Source organism: Listeria costaricensis, from assembly GCF_900183385.1.
Lineage (GTDB): Bacteria > Bacillota > Bacilli > Lactobacillales > Listeriaceae > Listeria > Listeria costaricensis.
Window position 1 is genome coordinate 12,260 of record NZ_FXUT01000025.1, and the last position, 19,682, is coordinate 31,941.

17 protein-coding genes are annotated in these 19,682 nt (G+C 43.7%); 14 read left to right on the forward strand and 3 right to left on the reverse strand.

Annotation, left to right across the window (positions count from 1 at the left end; translation table 11 throughout):
- The first annotated feature begins 7 nt into the window (after nt 1-7).
- The 11 genes from purD (at nt 8) to CS921_RS14010 (ending at nt 12,838) form a co-directional block, all read left to right on the forward strand.
- Nucleotides 8-1,270, forward strand: a complete 1,263-nt coding sequence (gene purD, locus CS921_RS13960) for a phosphoribosylamine--glycine ligase (RefSeq protein WP_099224944.1) — start codon at nt 8-10, stop codon at nt 1,268-1,270.
- Nucleotides 1,271-1,405: 135 nt separating this feature from the next.
- A complete protein-coding gene (locus CS921_RS13965; RefSeq protein WP_099224946.1) occupies nt 1,406-1,702 on the forward strand; it encodes a YerC/YecD family TrpR-related protein in 297 nt (98 codons plus the stop codon).
- 47 nt (nt 1,703-1,749) lie between these two features.
- Nucleotides 1,750-1,977 (forward strand): hypothetical protein, encoded by a 228-nt coding sequence (locus CS921_RS13970; RefSeq protein ID WP_240422378.1) that lies wholly within the window; start codon nt 1,750-1,752, stop codon nt 1,975-1,977.
- A gap of 162 nt (nt 1,978-2,139) precedes the next feature.
- Nucleotides 2,140-2,820, forward strand: a complete 681-nt coding sequence (locus CS921_RS13975; RefSeq protein WP_205527795.1) for a geranylgeranylglyceryl/heptaprenylglyceryl phosphate synthase — start codon at nt 2,140-2,142, stop codon at nt 2,818-2,820.
- A gap of 47 nt (nt 2,821-2,867) precedes the next feature.
- On the forward strand, nt 2,868-5,066 hold the full coding sequence (gene pcrA / locus CS921_RS13980; protein ID WP_099224953.1) for a DNA helicase PcrA: 2,199 nt from the start codon (nt 2,868-2,870) through the stop codon (nt 5,064-5,066).
- A gap of 17 nt (nt 5,067-5,083) precedes the next feature.
- Nucleotides 5,084-7,093, forward strand: coding sequence for an NAD-dependent DNA ligase LigA (gene ligA, locus CS921_RS13985; protein ID WP_099224955.1), 2,010 nt, complete (start codon nt 5,084-5,086; stop codon nt 7,091-7,093).
- A gap of 3 nt (nt 7,094-7,096) precedes the next feature.
- On the forward strand, nt 7,097-8,215 hold the full coding sequence (locus CS921_RS13990) for a CamS family sex pheromone protein (protein ID WP_099224957.1): 1,119 nt from the start codon (nt 7,097-7,099) through the stop codon (nt 8,213-8,215).
- Between the two features lie 187 nt (nt 8,216-8,402).
- Nucleotides 8,403-8,696: an Asp-tRNA(Asn)/Glu-tRNA(Gln) amidotransferase subunit GatC gene (gatC, locus tag CS921_RS13995; RefSeq protein ID WP_099225060.1), complete on the forward strand. Its 294-nt coding sequence runs from the start codon at nt 8,403-8,405 to the stop codon at nt 8,694-8,696.
- 33 nt (nt 8,697-8,729) lie between these two features.
- The gene (gatA, locus tag CS921_RS14000) at nt 8,730-10,184 is read left to right on the forward strand and encodes an Asp-tRNA(Asn)/Glu-tRNA(Gln) amidotransferase subunit GatA (RefSeq protein ID WP_099224959.1); all 1,455 of its coding nucleotides are present in this window, start codon (nt 8,730-8,732) and stop codon (nt 10,182-10,184) included.
- 15 nt (nt 10,185-10,199) lie between these two features.
- Nucleotides 10,200-11,630 carry an Asp-tRNA(Asn)/Glu-tRNA(Gln) amidotransferase subunit GatB gene (gene gatB, locus CS921_RS14005; protein ID WP_099224961.1) on the forward strand — a complete coding sequence of 477 codons (1,431 nt, stop codon included), beginning with the start codon at nt 10,200-10,202 and terminating at the stop codon, nt 11,628-11,630.
- Between the two features lie 260 nt (nt 11,631-11,890).
- The gene (locus CS921_RS14010) at nt 11,891-12,838 is read left to right on the forward strand and encodes a diacylglycerol kinase (RefSeq protein WP_099224963.1); all 948 of its coding nucleotides are present in this window, start codon (nt 11,891-11,893) and stop codon (nt 12,836-12,838) included.
- A 46-nt stretch (nt 12,839-12,884) separates the two neighbouring features.
- Here CS921_RS14010 and CS921_RS14015 read toward each other — a convergent pair whose 3' ends face one another.
- Both CS921_RS14015 and CS921_RS14020 read right to left on the reverse strand, forming a co-directional pair.
- Complete coding sequence (locus CS921_RS14015) at nt 12,885-13,265, reverse strand: YfhO family protein (RefSeq protein WP_099224965.1); 381 nt, start codon at nt 13,263-13,265, stop codon at nt 12,885-12,887.
- A gap of 9 nt (nt 13,266-13,274) precedes the next feature.
- A complete protein-coding gene (locus CS921_RS14020) occupies nt 13,275-15,470 on the reverse strand; it encodes a YfhO family protein (protein WP_099224967.1) in 2,196 nt (731 codons plus the stop codon).
- A gap of 200 nt (nt 15,471-15,670) precedes the next feature.
- Between CS921_RS14020 and CS921_RS14025 the strand changes: the two genes are divergently transcribed.
- A complete protein-coding gene (locus CS921_RS14025) occupies nt 15,671-16,630 on the forward strand; it encodes a glycosyltransferase family 2 protein (protein WP_099224969.1) in 960 nt (319 codons plus the stop codon).
- A 40-nt stretch (nt 16,631-16,670) separates the two neighbouring features.
- Here the strand turns inward: CS921_RS14025 and CS921_RS14030 are convergent, their stop codons facing one another.
- On the reverse strand, nt 16,671-17,249 hold the full coding sequence (locus CS921_RS14030) for an LOG family protein (protein WP_099224971.1): 579 nt from the start codon (nt 17,247-17,249) through the stop codon (nt 16,671-16,673).
- Nucleotides 17,250-17,442: 193 nt separating this feature from the next.
- Between CS921_RS14030 and CS921_RS14035 the strand changes: the two genes are divergently transcribed.
- Both CS921_RS14035 and rlmD read left to right on the forward strand, forming a co-directional pair.
- Complete coding sequence (locus CS921_RS14035; protein WP_162921787.1) at nt 17,443-18,183, forward strand: hypothetical protein; 741 nt, start codon at nt 17,443-17,445, stop codon at nt 18,181-18,183.
- Between the two features lie 87 nt (nt 18,184-18,270).
- The gene (gene rlmD / locus CS921_RS14040) at nt 18,271-19,638 is read left to right on the forward strand and encodes a 23S rRNA (uracil(1939)-C(5))-methyltransferase RlmD (RefSeq protein WP_099224975.1); all 1,368 of its coding nucleotides are present in this window, start codon (nt 18,271-18,273) and stop codon (nt 19,636-19,638) included.
- Nucleotides 19,639-19,682 lie beyond the last annotated feature (44 nt).

Below are 19,682 nucleotides of genomic sequence, written 5' to 3' on the forward strand. Positions count from 1 at the left end.
TGAAAAAATGAAAATCTTAGTAGTCGGAAGCGGCGGTCGTGAACATGCGATCAGTCGAAAATTACTTGAATCCCCGAAAACGGAACAAGTCTATGTTGTCCCGGGTAATGATGGAATGGTGCAAAAAGGGATTGCGCTTCAGGATATTCCGGAAACTGATCATGAGGCGATCATCCAATTTGCCACAGAAAAAGCGGTAGATTTTGCGATTGTTGGACCGGAAGTGCCACTTTTAAACGGGCTGGTCGACGATTTGGAGGCAGCAGGCATTCCAGCGTTTGGCCCAACGAAGCAGGCGGCACTGATTGAAGGCAGTAAGGATTTTGCTAAACAATTTATGAAAAAATATCAAATTCCAACGGCCGATTCGGAGACCTTTACGGATTACGAGGCGGCAAAAGCTTATCTGGATGAGAAGAAAGCACCGATTGTGATTAAAGCAGATGGTTTGGCAGCTGGAAAAGGTGTTACGGTGGCCATGACCATGGAAGAAGCTACACTCGCATTAAAAGAAATGATGCTGGAAGCTAAGTTCGGCGAGGCGTCAGAGAAAGTGGTCATAGAAGAATTTTTAGCAGGAGAAGAATTTTCGCTGATGGCCTTTGTGAATGGGACGGAAGTTTATCCGATGGAAGTTGCGCAGGATCATAAGCGAGCCTATGATGGCGATAAAGGTCCCAATACTGGCGGCATGGGTGCCTATTCTCCAGTCCCACATCTGGCAAAAGAAGTCGTGGATGAAGCCATTGAAAAAATTCTGATTCCAGCAAGTAGCGGCCTTGTAAGTGAAGGCAGAAGTTTTCGCGGAATTCTTTATGCGGGGCTGATTCATACGGAAGCGGGGCCAAAAGTGATCGAATTCAATGCAAGATTTGGCGATCCGGAAACACAGGTCGTACTGCCAAGACTCGAGTCGGACTTGGTGGAAATTATTTGGTCACTCCTGCATGATCAAAAGCCAGAGGTTCATTTTAAACAAGGCGGCATTGAACTCGGTGTTGTACTTGCCAGTGCGGGTTATCCAGATCATTATGAAAAAGGTGCCAAACTTACTGGATTAGAACACATTAGTTCGGATGTCAACATCTACCATGCGGGTACAAAGCTTGATTCGGATGGGGATTTCGTTTCAAATGGCGGACGTGTTTTATTGATAGGTTTGCAGGCAGAATCGATGGTGGCAGCACGTCAGAAGATCTATCAGGAAATGAAGAAACTTGAAAATCCGGCCTTTTTCTACCGGATTGATATTGGACTAAAAGCTGAATAAGTGAATCGTCATAAAAAGCATAATCTCGCGAAAATTGCGGGATTATGCTTTTTTGAGGAAAAAAGATTGTATTTCACACGTTGGTACGTTAAAATATGAAAGTGAAGATTGAATAGTTTAAACGGAGGTTATCGTATGCAAATAGAAAAGTTAAGAGGGGAAGGGTTAGATGCCTTTTTTGAAGGGATTTTAACACTGGAAACTCTCGAGGAATGCTATGCTTTTTTTGATGATGTCTGCACGGTGAACGAGATTCAATCCATGTCGCAGCGCTTTCAGGTGGCTAAAATGCTGGCAGAAGGAAAAACTTACAGTGTGATTGAGGTCGAAACAGGTGCCAGTACAGCCACGATTTCACGTGTCAAACGCTCGCTGAATTACGGCAATGACATGTACCAAGTGGTATTTGATCGGATGAAAGAAGAAAACTAACTGCTTGTCTGGAGGTTTTCCCGCTGAAGAAAAAATCGACTTATTCTGTGATCGTGACGGCGATTTTAGCGCTGGCAGTACTATTTGCACTTGTTCAGATGTTTATTAGCCGGACGACACTTCCGTTCAGCCTCTTATGGCACTGGATTTTTATTATCAGTTTTGCTGTGACGACGAGTATCAATGCTTACCAAAAGCGGCTTATTGGAACGGCAGTCGGCTTATCCGGCCTTGTTATCTGTATCGCTAGTCTGGTCATTCAGGCTTATCTTTAAAAATGGCCTCGTTTCGCTTTTTTTGAAACGAAGCCATTTTTTGTTTGTATCTCTAAAAAGTTTAAAAAAAGTCAAAACTTCATAAAAGACAGATGAAGCTCCTTCCGACTAATGCTATAATAGGATAGCAGTCTTGAAACAATGAATGAGGGGGACATCATGTTGCGGCATTTTTTTAAAATTGATCCGGCAAAAGAATTAAGCGAAAAAGCTGTGCATCGGCTTTTAACAAGTGGGACTGATGGCTTTATTGTTGGTGGTACGGACGGACTGACAGCTGAAAATGTCTCTTTTACCTATGATCTTTTCAGTGAATCTGAGCTTCCTGTTTATTTGGAAGTCAGTAGTGAGGCGGCAATTCTTCCATATGCAGATCGCTTTTTGATTCCAAGCGTGCTGAATACGCAGGAAACAGAATGGCTGATTGGCAGGCATCATCAAGTTGCGATGGAGTATGGAAAATACATCCCGTGGAATAAAACGAGTACGCAAGGGTATATTATTTTAAATGAAGAAGCGAAGGCGGCACGGCTGGCCAAGGCGGACACAGCCCTGTCGATTGATGCCATTCAGGCTTACGCGCGACTTGCGGAACATGTTTTTCACTTGCCGATTGTTTATTTGGAATATAGCGGCAGGTACGGAAATCCGGCGGTTGTTCAGGCAGTGCGTGAGGTGCTAGGTGGCACGACGGAGCTCTGGTATGGTGGTGGCATTCAAACGCTTGAACAGGCGGTGGAAATGGGGCATCATGCCGATGTAATCGTCGTTGGGAACAGTCTTTATGAAGATTTTGAAAGTGCGATTGAAACGACACAAGCTCGTTGTTTTCTTCCGTGTTGAAATATGATAAAATAAGAACAAATGTTTGTATGGTGGTGTAAAATAGAATGCAAGTAAATCGAGATCAATTAATCAAAGGCTTAAATACCGAGCAAAAGCAGGCAGTTCAGACAACAGAAGGTCCCCTTTTGATCATGGCAGGGGCAGGGAGTGGTAAGACGCGGGTTTTAACACACCGGATCGCCTATTTAATCAAAGAACGTGATGTGAATCCTTATAATATTTTGGCGATTACCTTTACCAATAAGGCCGCACGAGAAATGAAATCACGGATTGGCAATCTGCTGGGTGGAATCGCCGAGTCTATCTGGATTTCGACCTTTCACTCGATGTGTGTGCGGATTTTGCGCCGGGATATCGACCGGATCGGTTATGAACGCAATTTTACGATTTTAGATTCCAGTGACCAGCTTTCGGTGATCAAGGGGATTCTGAAAGATAAAAATATCGATGCCAAGAAATATGAACCGCGCGGAATCCTTGCTTCCATCAGCAATGCGAAGAATGAATTGATGGATGCGCGTGAATATGCCAAGGAGGCAAGCGGCTACTATGACAAGATGGTGGCAGAGGTATATGCCGAGTATGAGAAAAAATTGAAAAAGAATCAGGCGCTGGATTTTGATGATCTGATCATGGTGACGATTCAGCTGTTTGAACGCGTGCCAGATGTTCTCGAGCACTATCAGCACAAGTTTCAATATATCCATGTCGATGAGTATCAAGATACCAACCGGGCGCAGTATACGCTTGTGCAGCTTTTGGCGGCCAAATACAAGAATTTGTGCGTTGTCGGGGACTCAGATCAGTCGATTTACGGCTGGCGTGGGGCGGACATCTCCAATATTCTCTCTTTTGAGAAGGACTATCCGAATGCTCAAACGATCCTTTTGGAAGAAAATTACCGTTCGACCAAGCGGATTTTAGAAGCGGCCAACCATGTCATCGAAAATAATAGTAACCGTAAACCGAAGAAACTCTGGACGAACAATGATGAAGGGAAGAAAATTTTCTACCACAAAGCGTTGACGGAAAAAGAAGAGGCTTCCTATGTGGTCAGCAAGATTCAAGAGGAGATTCGGAACAACAATCGGCCGCTGACAGATTTTGCGATTCTTTACCGGACGAATGCTCAGTCGCGGGTGATGGAAGAATTTTTCATGAAATCGAGTATTGCCTATACAATGGTCGGCGGGACGAAATTCTATGATCGAAAAGAAATCAAAGATATTTTGGCCTATTTGCGGCTGATTTCCAATAATGATGACGATATTAGCTTGACGCGGATTATCAATGTGCCGAAGCGTGGCGTGGGTGCCGGTTCGCTTGAAAAATTGGCCAGAACGGCTGCAGCTTACGACCTGACACTTTTTGAAGTGCTTGAGCGAGTAGAGCTGGCTGGGCTTTCGACTAAAATCAGCAAGCAACTGGTGGAATTCCATAGCTTAGTTAAGGGCTTTACACAAATGCAGGATTATCTTTCGGTAACGGAGCTTGTGGAAGAGGTGCTCGAAAAAACGGGTTATCGGACAATGTTGAAAAATGAACGGACGATTGAAGCACAGACACGGCTGGAAAATATTGATGAGTTTCTGTCTGTGACGCAGAATTTTGAAAAAGAGAGTGATGACAAGACGCTGATCGCCTTTTTGACAGACTTGGCGCTGGTAGCAGATGTGGATCAGCTGGATAATGAAGACGACGCAGATCAGGGTGCGGTGACGCTGATGACGCTTCACTCGGCCAAGGGACTTGAATTTCCTGTAGTCTTTCTGGTGGGGCTTGAAGAAGGCATATTCCCACATTCGCGCGCATTGTTTGAAGAGGATGAAATGGAAGAGGAGCGCCGACTGGCTTATGTGGGAATCACGCGGGCGGAAGAGGAACTTTATTTGACGAGTGCCTATTCGCGGATGCTCTACGGTCGCTCGACAACCAATCAGGAGTCTCGGTTTATTGGAGAGATTCCGCAAGATTTAATCGAAACAGGTCATGAAAATCGCTTGAAAGAAGTCCCATTTGCACGACCAAAACGAGCTGTGAAACAAGTGGCGAGCTACGAAGCGAGTGGCGCGGCTTCGCTTGGCTGGAATGTTGGAGACAAGGCGACGCACAAAAAATGGGGCGTTGGTACGGTTGTCAGTGTGAAAGGTGAAGGCAGCAGCATGGAACTCGATATTGCGTTTCCAAGCCCGACCGGTGTAAAAAGATTGTTGGCGGAATTCGCGCCGATTGAAAAAGCGTAAGGAAGCAGGTGCTTGGAATGGATGAGAAAAAACGCTATCAAGAAGTGATCGACTTATTAAATCGGTATAGTCACGAATATTATGTGATGGATCAGCCGACTGTGGAAGACGTGGTTTATGACCAGTTGAATCAGGAACTATTGGCCATCGAAGAACGCCATCCAGATTGGATCACTTCTGATTCGCCTTCGCAGCGAGTTGGCGGAGAGGTTTTGGAAGGCTTTGTCAAAGTGGCTCACCAAACACCAATGCTCAGTCTCGGCAATGCTTTCAGCCAGGAGGATCTGCTGAATTTTGATCGCCAGGTGCGCGAAAAGGTCGGCGATGAGCGTGAATATATGTGTGAGCTGAAAATTGATGGATTGGCGGTTTCGCTGATTTATGAGAATGGAATCTACAAGCAAGGGGCAACACGTGGTGATGGAACAATTGGCGAAGATATCACGGCCAATTTGCGAACGATTCGCTCTGTTCCGATGAAATTACGCCAGCCTTTTTCAATTGAGGTGCGCGGCGAGGCCTACATGCCGAAAAAATCTTTTAAGGAGCTCAATGAAATTCGTGAGGAAGAAGGTCAAATGCTTTTTGCCAATCCGCGGAATGCAGCGGCTGGTTCTCTTCGGCAGCTTGATACAAAAGTGGCGGCTAAACGGAATCTAGATATTTTTCTGTACTCCGTGGCGGATTTTGGCGAAATGGGTGTAGCAAAACACAGCGAAGGGCTGGAAATGCTGGCTGATCTCGGGCTTAAAGTCAATAAAGAGCGCCGTGTTTGCCAAACCATGGAAGAAGTTTTTGCGTATATTGAGGAATGGACGGAAAAACGAGCCAGCCTTGATTATGATATTGATGGCATTGTGCTGAAAGTGAACGATCTAAGTCAGCAGGAAACACTCGGAAACCGGGTGAAAACACCGCGCTGGTCGATCGCTTACAAGTTCCCTGCCGAAGAGGTGCCCACAAAGCTGCTTGATATTGAGCTGAATGTAGGCCGAACTGGCGTTGTGACACCGACGGCCGTTTTGGAACCCGCCTTTGTTGCAGGAACAACCGTCAGCCGCGCTTCTCTGCATAATGAGGATTTGATCCACGAAAAAGATATTCGGATTGGCGACACGGTGGTCATTAAAAAAGCAGGGGACATTATCCCGGAAGTGATTCGCAGTATTCCGGAAGAACGCGACGGTACGCAGACAGAATTTCATATGCCAGAAATTTGTCCAACATGTGGAAGTGAATTGGTGCGCTTGGAAGAAGAGGTGGCGCTCCGCTGCATCAATCCGAAGTGTCCGGCTCAGTTGAAGGAGGGGCTAATTCACTTTGTTTCCCGAAATGCAATGAACATTGACGGATTGGGTGAGAAGGTCGTCATGCAACTGTTTGATCAACAGTTGATTCAGGATGTGGCAGATCTCTATTTCCTTTCAAAGGAAGAACTGTTAAAATTAGAACGAATGGGTGAGAAGTCTGTGACCAATCTGCTTCATTCGATTGAAGTTAGTAAAGAGAATTCTTTGGAGCGTCTCCTTTTCGGACTGGGAATTCGCCATGTAGGTGCCAAAGCGGCGCGAACACTTGCGATGAAGTTTGAAACGATTGACCGGTTGAAAGAGGCGGCTAAGGAAGAACTGACAGAAACACCGGATGTTGGGGAGATTATGGCAGACAGTGTGGTCACCTATTTTGAAAATGAAGAAGTCCATGAACTTTTGAATGAATTGAAAAAAGCGGGCGTCAATATGACATATACAGGTCCGCGGCCAAGTGATTTAGATGAAGAGGCACTGGTTTTCAAAGATAAGACGGTTGTTTTAACTGGAAAACTTGAGCAGTTTACACGAAATGATGCAAAAGCTCTAATTGAACAGCTTGGGGGAAATGTTTCCGGCAGTGTCAGTAAAAAGACGGATCTTGTTGTTGCCGGCAGCGATGCAGGTTCTAAACTTGCAAAGGCGCAGGAATTAGGGATTACTGTGCTGAGCGAAGCGGACTTGCTTAACTATTTACCGGATAAAGGTGGAGTTTAACGAATGAAAAAATTATTGGTACCCTTGATGGTCCTGCTGCTTGTGCTTACAGGTTGTGCGCCAAAGCTTGATTCTGATAGCAAGGTCGTACAAAAAGATTCGGAGAAAAAAGGCGAGACGGGGATTATGACAAAAAATCAAATCTCATCAAGTTACTATAAAACCGTCCTCCCTTATAAGGCCAGCAAATCGCGCGGTCTGGTCGTTTCCAATATCAATTCGCGCTATGACATTAATGAGTTAGAGTCCGGCTTGATGCGGATTTCACAAAACAATTATGCGGTGGATCAATACTTATTCCAAGAAGGACAATATTTGGATGAAGATACACTCAGTAAGTGGCTTTCACGTCAAAGTGACGATAATAAGGATGGGCTGAATCCGACTGATAATGGGACGGGAAATAACCGCAATCCGATTTATTTAGCGCATATTCTTGAACAGGATTATTTAAAGCAAACGGATGATAACACGGTTTCATTAGGTGGTGTGTCTGTTGCACTGGCGATGAATTCTGTGGACTATTATCAAAAAGAACAGTATGGCGATACCTATGAACAGGATATCAGCGACAGTGATTTGCTTGCCAAAGGGAAAGAAATGGCTCAAACTGTGGTCAATCGGATGCGTCAAACCAAGGGGCTTGAAAATGTACCGATTACAGTGGCCATTTATAAGCAAGGGCGTCGTGATGCGGTAGCGCCAGGGAACTACATGGCCTATACAACTGCAGAGGGAACGGATCTTGGCAACTGGAAAGATATCAAAGAGAAGAGTTACGTGTTGCCGTCTAATGATGCTGCAAGCGACCATAAGACGGACAGCGATTCCTTCTTGAATTTTAAAGCGGATATTGAAAAATACTATCCGAATTACACGGGTGTTGTGGGACGTGCCCGCTATGAAAACGACCAACTTGCAGAGCTTGATGTCGATATTCCCGTTCAGTTTTACGGAGAGGCGGAAATTATTGGATTTTCACAGTATGTGACGGATCTGGTCGGCAAGCATTTGCCCAATACAGCGAATATCCAAGTGAATATTTCTACAACGGATGGACCGGCAGCACTGATTACGCGCTCTGCGAATGAAGATGCAGCGAAGGCTCATATTTATAATTAAACGAAGAAACAGGATTCCATGAGGAGCTATAGAGGCTTCTAGTGGAATCCTGTTTTTATCGGTGTGGAAACGAACGATTTCTTTTCAGGAAATTCATAAAAACCCTCTGCAAATGGGTGTAGACTATGATATAATTTTAGCATTAGTGGAAAAAACTAATCGATCTAACCATAAGGAGGATGGCGTTTTGACAAATATATCGAAAGACACTGTACGTAAAGTGGCGAACCTTGCAAAACTTGAAGTTTCTGATTCTGAAGCAGAAGCATTTGCCAGCCAGCTTGGCAATATTATTGAAATGGTCGAAAAATTAAACGAGTTGGATACAACAAATGTAGAACCGACTTCGCACGCAATCCCTGTTTCCAATGTCCTTCGCGAAGATGTGGCAAAACCCGGACTGCCGCGTGAAAAAGTTTTACGTAATGCGCCTCTAACGCAGGATGGCATGTTTAAAGTTCCAACAATTATTGAAGAATAAGTGTGAAAATCTGCTTATAGGAGGGAATCTATTTTGGGTTTATTTGAACATTCAGTACAAGAATTGCACGACCTTCTTGTGAAAAAAGAAATTACGCCGTTTGATTTAGTGCAAGAATCCTATGACCGCATTGAAGCGGTGGAAGATAAGGTGGGCGCTTTTATTACGCTCAACAAGGAAAAAGCCTATGACGTGGCAGCTGAACTTGGTGATGCTGGGATCGATCCGGATAACGTGCTGGCAGGTCTGCCAATCGGTATCAAAGATAATATCGTAACGAATCGTTTGCGGACGACTGCAGCAAGCAAAATTTTGGAAAACTTTGACCCGATTTATGATGCAACGGTTGTCCAAAAATTGAAAAAAGCGCAGGCCATCAATATCGGGAAACTGAATATGGATGAGTTTGCAATGGGGTCATCGACTGAAACATCCTACTTCCATAAAACTTATAATCCGTGGAACTTGAGCAAGGTTCCGGGTGGCTCATCTGGCGGTAGTGCGGCAGCGGTTGCGGCTTCTGAAGTGCTCTTCTCGCTGGGCTCTGATACAGGTGGCTCGATTCGTCAACCGGCGGCATTTTGTGGTGTTGTGGGAATGAAGCCTACATATGGTCGCGTTTCGCGTTTTGGCTTGATTGCCTTTGCCTCTTCGCTCGATCAAATTGGTCCTATTACACGTACTGTGGCCGATAATGCCTATCTTTTGGAAGCCATCTCTGGCGTTGATGAAAATGATTCGACTTCGATCGAACGGCCGGCTGAGAATTTTGCGGCTGCTTTGACGGGGGACATTAAAGGGCTCAAAATTGGCGTTCCGAAAGAGTACTTGGGCGCTGGGGTTGAACCGGGCGTGAAACAAGCCGTCATGGAAGCTCTGGCCACGCTTGAAAAACTGGGTGCCACATGGGAAGAAGTTTCCCTGCCGCATTCTGAGTATGGTGTAGCAAGTTATTACATTCTGGCTTCCAGTGAGGCATCTTCCAACTTGGCGCGCTTTGATGGGGTTCGTTATGGGTATCGTTCACCGAATGCAACCAATTTGGATGAGCTTTACAAGAAAACTCGTTCTGAAGGATTTGGCGATGAAGTGAAGCGTCGGATCATGCTGGGTACTTATTCGCTAAGTTCCGGCTACTATGATGCTTATTATAAAAAAGCGCAACAGGCACGTACGCTGATCAAAGAGGATTTTGCTAAAGTATTTGAAGCCTATGACGTGATTATTGGCCCAACTGCTCCAACGACGGCCTTCAATATTGATGGGATGATTCATGACCCGATCACCATGTATCTGAATGATATTTTGACGATTCCGATCAACCTGTCGGGCGTTCCAGCGATTTCTGTACCATGTGGCTTCTCGGATGGTATGCCGGTCGGTCTGCAAATCATTGGGAATCATTTTGAAGAAGCAAAAATTTATCAGGTTGCCCATGCTTTTGAGCAGGCGACAGCATTCCATAAAGAAAAGCCAACATTATCTTAGGAGGGGGAAGAAGACATGAATTTTGAAACTGTGATTGGACTTGAAGTGCACGTAGAATTAAAAACTGAATCAAAAATTTTCTCTTCTGCTCCTGCTCATTTTGGTGCAGAACCGAATACAAACACAACGGTGGTCGATTTAGGGATGCCGGGTGTTTTGCCAGTACTGAATAAACGGGCAGTTGAATATGGAATGAAGGCTGCAATGGCAATCAATTGTGAAATTGCCCAGCATACTAAATTTGACCGCAAAAACTATTTTTATCCCGATAATCCGAAAGCCTACCAAATTTCGCAATTCGATAAACCAATTGGTGAACATGGCTGGATTGAAATTGAAGTTGGCGGTAAGAAGAAAAAAATCGGTATTACACGGCTTCATTTAGAAGAGGATGCAGGGAAAAATACGCATACGAATCAAGGGTATTCACTTGTTGATATCAATCGTCAAGGAACGCCACTAATTGAGATCGTATCGGAGCCGGATATTAGAACGGCTGAAGAAGCTTATGCATATCTGGAAAAACTGAAATCAATCATTCAATATACAGGTGTTTCCGACGTGAAAATGGAAGAAGGCTCGATGCGTTGTGATGCGAATATCTCGATTCGTCCGGTCGGTCAGGAAGAATTTGGCGTGAAAACGGAGCTGAAAAACCTGAACTCCTTTAACAACGTGCGTAAGGGAATCGAATATGAAGAAAAACGCCAGCGTGAGGTACTTCTTGCGGGTGGAATTATCGAACAGGAAACGCGCCGTTTTGAAGAAGCAACAGGCAAAACGAGCTTGATGCGTGTGAAAGAGGGTTCCGATGATTATCGTTACTTCCCAGAGCCGGATCTAGTCGATTTGTTTATTGATCAGGCTTGGATGGATCGGATTCGTGCGGAAATCCCAGAGCTGCCTGACAAACGAAAAGAACGTTATGTGACGGAACTAGGCTTGCCTTCCTATGATGCGATGGTGCTTACACTGACAAAAGAAATGTCTGATTTCTTTGAAGCAACGATCAAAGCCGGCGCAGAAACAAAGCTCGCTTCTAACTGGCTGATGGGTGAAGTATCTGCTTATCTGAATGCTGAACAAAAAGAATTGCATGAGACAGGGCTTACACCGGAAAACCTTGCGGGGATGATCAAACTCATTGAAAATGGGACGATCTCTTCTAAAATCGCCAAGAAAGTCTTTCGTGAGCTGGCTCAAAATGGTGGGCATGCCGAAGAGGTTGTCAAAGCAAAAGGTCTCGTTCAAATTTCGGATGAGGGCGAGTTGCGCAAAATCATTACAGCGATTCTGGATGAAAATGAGCAATCAATTGTCGACTTTAAAAATGGGAAGGACCGGGCGATCGGTTTCCTTGTCGGTCAAGTGATGAAACAAACCAAAGGCCAAGCGAATCCGCCTATGGTCAATAAGATTTTACTGGAAGAAATGAATAAACGCTAATCTGAAGCAGAAACGGTCTTCAATCAATTTCTTGTCAATTTGACGGGGAGCAGATTTGATTGAGACGGTTTCTGTTTTTTTTAGACCGTTTGACCACTTTCATATGCAGGATTTTTAAATAAATGGGAGGATATGCACGATTTTTCACTGGTATAAAATAGGCAAGCGACTATTTTTTTGCTATAATAAACATGCTGAACAGATGAGGCGTTACACGTTTTGAGTGTAGCCGTTTTTTTGTTGTAGAGAGGATGAAGGCAATGAAGAAGAGAGCTCGCGTAATCTATAATCCAACTTCTGGTCGAGAGCTGATCAAGAAAAATTTGGCAGATGTCCTGCAAATATTAGAAAATGCAGGTTACGTGACGAGTGCCCATGCGACGACACCAGAAGCAGGTGATGCAAAGCGAGAAGCTGAACTGGCCGTGGTAGATGGGTATGATCTTGTGGTTGCAGCAGGCGGCGATGGGACTATCAATGAAGTGATCAATGGAATTGCTGAGCAACCGGTTCGTCCAAAAGTGGGGATCATTCCAACTGGGACGACGAATGACTTTGCTCGTGCGCTTCATGTTCCGCGAGATGTGATCAAGGCAACGGAAATCATTGCTGCTGGTCAAAGTGTCGCGATGGATATTGGGAAGGCCAATGATACGTATTTTATTAATATTGGCGGTGGCGGCCGTTTGACAGAACTGACCTATGATGTACCAAGTAAATTAAAAACGATGCTGGGACAGCTGGCCTATTATTTAAAAGGAATCGAAATGCTGCCGTCTTTTAAAGCGACGAAAGTCAAAATTGAATATGATGATGGTTTTTTTGAAGGAGAAGCGATGTTTTTCCTGCTTGGGCTGACCAATTCGATTGGCGGGTTTGAAAAGATTGCGCCGGATGCCAAGCTGGATGATGGCAAATTTTCACTGATAGTGGTCAAAAAGGTCAACTTGGCTGAATTTATTCGTCTGATCACACTGGCTTTACGCGGCGATCATGTGAAAGAACCGAATGTCATCTATGTGAAATCTGAAAAAGTTGTGGTGACTTCAGAAGAAAAAATGCTCATCAATTTAGACGGTGAACTAGGCGGAGAGACGCCAATGACTTTTCAAAATTTAAATCAGCATATTGAATTTTTTGCGAATGTGGAAGAGATTCCGGCTTCTGATTTGGATGTAAAATACGAGGAACAAACGTTAATTGATTAATAAAAAGGTGCGAAACCAGTTACTTGGTTTCGCACCTTTTTTGTGATTAGCGGATTCTTCTTGTCAGCATCCGGTGTGCCACCAAGACGCGGCGGCGTTCACGGATATAGAGAAGAAGGAGGATCAAAAGAGAAATGACTGTAACCGTAAGTCCAACACGCATGCCAGGAACATGGTAAGTTGCTGTAATTACCGCTTTTCCTTTTGGTACCTCGATGGATGTAAAGTAGCCCGCGGTTTTCTTGGCTTCGACATCTTTGCCGTTCACTTGGAAACGCCAGCCTTTATCATAAGGAACTGTTAGCAGCATGGTACCGCCTGTTTCACTATTTGTCGTCCCTGAAATTGAGCTGTTATCTACTTTCACATCTTGAAGGCCGGTTTCCTGAGCTGCAGTGGCATATTTAGCAAGGGCAGTAGGGTCGATTGTAAAGAATTACTGAATAGGATAAGTGACCTTTTTATTATAGCTACGATAAGTAACTTTTGTGACATTGGATTGCAGCATGGAAATATTTGCTACACCATCTTCATGACCTTTGATTGGATAGGTGTACGCATATTGATCATTAAATAGTACACTTGAGCGATCATATGTGTTAGTCCATGTGTATTGATACAATATTTTATCCGACGTAATTTGTGGCAGATAGTAGATGGTATCATAATAGGGTGTTTCTTTACCTTGTGTTGTTTCCGTACCTTCTTTTTCTACCACACGAATTGGTTTAACTGCACTGACAATTTCATTCTGGCTATCTCCAATTAGCTGAGCAAGATTTTGTTGGGCATTAACCATATCTACATAAGGATCTTTGTCAAGCGCTGTCGAAATTTCTTGAGCTGCAGAAGGGTCAATGAAAAACCCTAGGGGAAGTGCTGATGGATTCTCATACACATAGTAATTGCCCACTTTATCAGATTTAGCTTGTTTGTAATTGGCAGGATCAATCTGGTACTTCACGCCTAAAATGCTATCACTCAATACGGTTCCGCCGTTTGAAATGATTTTGCGGTTTTCTGGTTGGGTGCTATAGCCAAACTGACGCATGGTCTTTGCTAAATCTTCGGCTAACATGGAGCTATTATGTGAGATCGTATTGGCTTGATAAAGATAGCCGTTGTTCTCATATTGGTCAAAATTTAAAGCCATTCTGTAGAAGCTATCATCGTTTTTTTGAATACCTTTTACGATATTATCTGCCTTTTGATTAAGCTGAACAGCGGAATAATCTTTGTAAGTAAACTGTTTATCAAGCTTTCTGGATATCAGTAAACCGTTACTTGTCATATCCGCAAAAACAAGAAAAGCCAAGGCAAATGTCAATAATTTTCGTTTTGAAGGATAGGTGAGTAAAAGCAGCAGAACTGTTGTAAAAGCTACTAATAGCATGGCATTCCCAATAAATAGTTTTAGATTGACTGTGCCACTTTGGAAAACATATTCCATGACTAGAAGGGCAAACCACGCAATAAAGGAAAGAAAAATCCATTTGCGATCTTTGGCATCGAGTCGTTGGAAAAGGATAAAAGCCATAACAATAATAGTAAATGAGAATAGGAAAGAGAAGCGATATGGAAACCATGTGGGAGGTGTCATAGCATGCCAAATCAAATTAAGTATGCCGAATTTGAAACTAAGCATAAAGAGGGCAACAAGAACACCAAAACATATTTTCTCCCGCCATTTTGTCTTTTTGGATAGGAAGAAGACTGGTAACAATATAATTACAAGAATTCCAGAAAAGATATTGGCGTAGTATGTGGCACCACCGGTTGTGATAAGCGAGTCATAGGTGCCGTTAAAGAATTTAGCAAAAATCCGTAAAATCCCTTGTGCGTTTGGAATAAAATCACTGGCATTTTTATGAATGGTTTGTGACTGAATGATCGTTGGGAAAAACAAAACAAACGAAATCCCGAGTGATAGTAAGGTACTGCTTAAAAAGATTAAAATAGAAGAAAGCATCTTACGCCATTCTATTTTTCTAGAAAGCATCTTAACAATAAAGTAAACAAAAACAAATCCGCCTACCATATAGGATATGTAGAAACTGGAAATAAACATCAGTGCAAGTGCTAACACAAAGAGTACGCTAAAACGTCGGCGAATGATTTTTTCTACCCCTTCGAGAATTAATGGCAGATAAATCAAACCGTCCAGCCACATCACATTTTGCGCGTAACACATGGCGTATCCCATTAATGCATAGCAAAGTGAAAACATGACCACCACTGTATCGGAAGAGAACGTTTTGAGACGTTTCAAGTAAAAAGCCATTGTGGCACCAGCAGCGCCTATTTTGAAAATCGTTAGAAAGACAATGGCGTCCGGTAAATGGTCACGGCTGAAAAGTAATAGAAGAAAATTAAACGGACTACTCAAATAATAAGAAAAAACGCCCGCCTGATTCATCCCAAGAGCAGTTTCCCAAGAGAATAGGGTGAAATCAGTTTGATGGAAAAAGTCATAAAAATAGTAGAAGAAAGAGCGGTATTGCCCATATAAATCTACAACAAAGATAGAGCGATCCCCGAAAGGATGGAATTGTTGAAAAGCAAAGATACTTGTCATTGCTAGCATCGGTAGTAAAAACGCCAACAAATAGACAACCCGTTTTTTTATTTTCATATATACACCTCTACATTTAGTATAATCTATGGCTGTAAATATTATAGCATGTTTATTATTACAAATAAAAGTCTTTTTTTGCAATGATGTTAATCTAATGATATTCCGTAATGAAAATGTTACCTATTCACAAGCTTGCCTTTTTATGTTAAAATAAATTGAATTAACGGGAGTCGATTAGTAAAGGAGACACTAGAAGTATGAAATTAGTGACAATATTAATACCTGCATATAATGAAGAAGATGTTTTAGGTCAATTATATGAGCGCTTAAATAGCGTGACTGGTGGTTTGCCTAATTATGAATTCGAATATCTTTTTATTAATGATGGTAGTAAAGATCGGACATTGGACATTTTAAAAGAATTTCGTGAAACAGACAAGCGGGTTTCTTTCGTGGATCTTAGTCGCAACTTTGGCAAGGAAACAGCGATGATTGCCGGGCTTGATTATGCAAAAGGCGATGCAGTGGTGATTATTGATGCTGACCTACAAGACCCACCCGAGCTTATTCCTGAGATGATTCGTTACTGGGAAGAGGGATATGATGATGTTTACGCAAAACGCCGTTCCCGTGATGGCGAAACATTCTTGAAAAAATATACCTCTAAAAAGTTCTATCAATTATTGAAAAAAATGGCAAGTGTGCCGATTCAAGAGGATACAGGCGATTTTCGTTTACTTGATCGCAGGGCGGTAGAGGCTCTCAGAATGTTGCGCGAAACGCAGCGATATACGAAAGGCATGTTCAGCTGGATCGGTTATAATAAGAAGGAAATCGAATTTGATCGTGATCCACGGGCTGCCGGGGAAACCAAATGGAACTATTTCAAGTTGATTAATTTGGCGATTGAAGGGATTACTTCTTTCACAACTGGGCCGCTTCGACTGTCGGCGATTGTCGGAAGTATCGTTTCACTTTGTGCCTTTATTTTTATGATCTGGGTATTTATTAAGACGCTGATTATGGGGGCGGATGTGAGTGGCTATCCTTCACTGATGATCGTGATTTTATTCCTTGGCGGGATTCAACTACTTTCACTCGGAATTATCGGCGAATATTTGGGCCGAATTTTCAATGAGACCAAACGTCGTCCGCTGTACTTTGTGGATGAATATAATGATGAAAAAGTAAGAGAGATTGAACGAAAGAAATGTTAAAGAAACGCAGTTCTCATTTTGAGAACTGCGTTTTTCGCTGTTAAGCCTCTAATTCCTGCCATTTATTGACTTTTTCTGGTTGCTGGTAGTTCGCTAATTGCTCGACTAATTTAAGCGGAGATGCGGTATTAATAAATAACCTGTCTTGCCCGGCGTGAATAAATCCTTCCTGAATGGCCTGTTTGACCCAAGTTATCAGCGGATCATAAAAGCCGTTTATATTAAAAAAGGCGATTGGTTTTTGATGGAGCCCAAGTTGAGCGTAGCTGAGCACCTCGGAAATTTCTTCTAATGTGCCAAAACCTCCTGGAAGCGCAATGAAAGCGTCGCTAAGCCGAATCATTTCAGCCTTTCGCTCTGGCATCGAATGTACCTCAATTAGCTCAGAAAGGCCTTGATGAACCATTTCGCTGCGAAAAAGTCCTTTTGGCATCACACCGGTTACATGACGTCCAGATTTCAACATCTCATCTGCCATCACGCGCATCAGTCCTAAGCTACCGCCGCCGTAAATCAGATCATGACCAGCGCCGCTTAAAACTTGTGCAAGCTCTGTGACGTTTTCTGTATACTGGCTTGTTTTTCCGGGATTTGACCCGCAATACACACATATATTCATTTTTTGCCCCTTTCTATCCAATAAGATAAATTTTACGCGCAGAGGTCGAAAACGGCAAGTAAAAAAGTAATACAATTAAATAGTAAATTAGTTGTCTTTTTTGTAAAAGGATTGTATAAATTATATCAAAGAATTATAATAATGAAGCCTTGAAATATTTGAAAGTAGGTGGAAAAGCTTGCTGCGGGCCCAGATGAATAAAAAAATAGTGGCTATTTTAGCGATTCTTCTTGTTTTGGCGGCAGTGATTTGGCTTGTTTTCTGGAGAGTGGAGGCGAGGGAAGTGGTGCCTAAAGTAACGCAAGCCGAACTGATCGAAAGCAATAAATCATGGGTAGAAACGAAGACCCCTCTGCCACTGACGGAGAATATTTTTATGAATTTGCCGGCAAAAGATTCAAAAGTGACTGTGACGAGTTCGGGCAACTTGGTGCTTGAAACAACCAATCCATACTATCTGAAACAATTGGCAGATGAAAATGACCGGTTCACCAATATCAAAGAATATCGGCTGGTGATTTTTGCGGACAAGGTCTCTGAATATATCAATAATAGTAAATATCGCTATCCAACAGGGTATGGCCATACAGGTATGTCGGATTATCAAATTGAAAGTGGTATTCGCGAAATCAGTAGTGGGCAAGAGGCACTGCCGCTAAAAAAAGAGGGGCAGACAGTCGATTTGAAAAGCTCGCTTACTACTCGTTATGCGAACGATCTGGCCAAGGATACAGCAGATGCCTTTGAATTTGATGCGCTAGATCAAGGGGCAGCTATTGATGATCAATTTGAAACGTCTTTTCAAGATGTCACGGCCTATCCGAAAGAATTTTATTATGATTTCACTGTAACAAAGAAAGCCTTTTTTCTGTGGAGTGAGACGGGTGAGGCGACAATCACTGAACCAGTCGGCATTGAATATGTGATGAAATAGAACAGAGCTTTTGTCGGCTCTGTTTTTTTGATGGGATTTCCGTTATAATGAATTGTTGAAACAAATTGGGAGGAAGTGTGAGACAAGGTGGCACATGCAGTAGAAAAAAATCAGGAAATCGAGCTTTCAGTCATTGATTTGACACATGAAGGGAGCGGTGTTGCCAAGATTGACGGCTATCCGCTTTTCATACCGAACACGCTTCCCGGCGAGCGCGTAAAAATCAAAGTGGTGAAGGCGGGCAAAAAATTCGGCTATGGTCGACTGGTGGAGCTCCTTGAAGCAAGTCCAGATCGAGTGGAGCCACCTTGCCCTGTCTATCAAAAATGCGGCGGTTGTCAGTTGCAGCATTTGTCGTATGCGGGACAGCTTCGGTTCAAGCAAAAGCAGGTTTATGAAGTGATGCGCCGGATTGGCAAGCAAAGTGTGGCGGTGCACGAAACGCTCGGCATGGCTGAGCCGTTCTACTATCGGAACAAATCGCAGGTGCCGGTCGGCTATGTGGACGGCAAACTGGCAGCGGGCTTTTACCAAAAACGGAGTCACCAAATTATCGACATGGATGCGTGTCTGATTCAAAATAAACAAAACGATGCGGCGGTGCAGGCCACGCGGAAGATTCTGGCGGAATATGGCCTGGAGCCGTATGATGAGGAACGGAACCGGGGTGACATTCGGCATATCATGACGAGGAGCAGCTATACGAACCAGGAGCTGATGCTTGTTCTTGTGACCCGGAAAGCCCAATTTCCCTATAAAGAAGTTATTTTAGAGCGACTTCAGGCAGAAATTCCGCAGCTCGTTTCGATTGTGCAAAATGTCAATCCGGATAAAACGAATGTGATTTTTGGCAAAAAGACGATTGTGCTGTGGGGGAAAGAGGCCATTGTCGACACGATTCACGGGATCGAGTTCAAAATTTCGGCGCGCTCTTTCTATCAGGTCAACCCGGTGCAGACTGAGCGATTGTATCAGGAAGCACTTGATCGTGCGGGGCTTACTGGTGAGGAGACGGTCATTGATGCTTATTGCGGTATCGGCTCGATTTCACTTTGTCTGGCGAAACAGGCGAAACATGTGTATGGCGTGGAGATCGTTCCAGAGGCGATTGAGGATGCGCGTAAAAATGCAGCTCATAATGAGATGGATAATGTGACATTTGAAGTGGGCAAAGCGGAAGAGGTCATTCCGAAATGGTATCAAGAGGGCGTCGTGGCAGATGTGCTTGTTGTGGACCCGCCGCGCAAGGGTTGTGATGAGCAGCTACTAGCGACGATTTTGAAAATGCAGCCGAAGCGTGTGGTCTATGTGTCGTGCAATCCAGCGACGCTTGCTCGTGATATGCAGATTTTGACTGACGGCGGCTACGCGGCTGAGGATGTTCAGCCGGTGGATATGTTTCCGATGACGACGCATGTTGAGACGGTAGTATTGATGTCAAGAGTCGAAGGATAATAGCCGCGAAAGCCCGGTAATACTGCGGTTTTCGTGCAATCGGG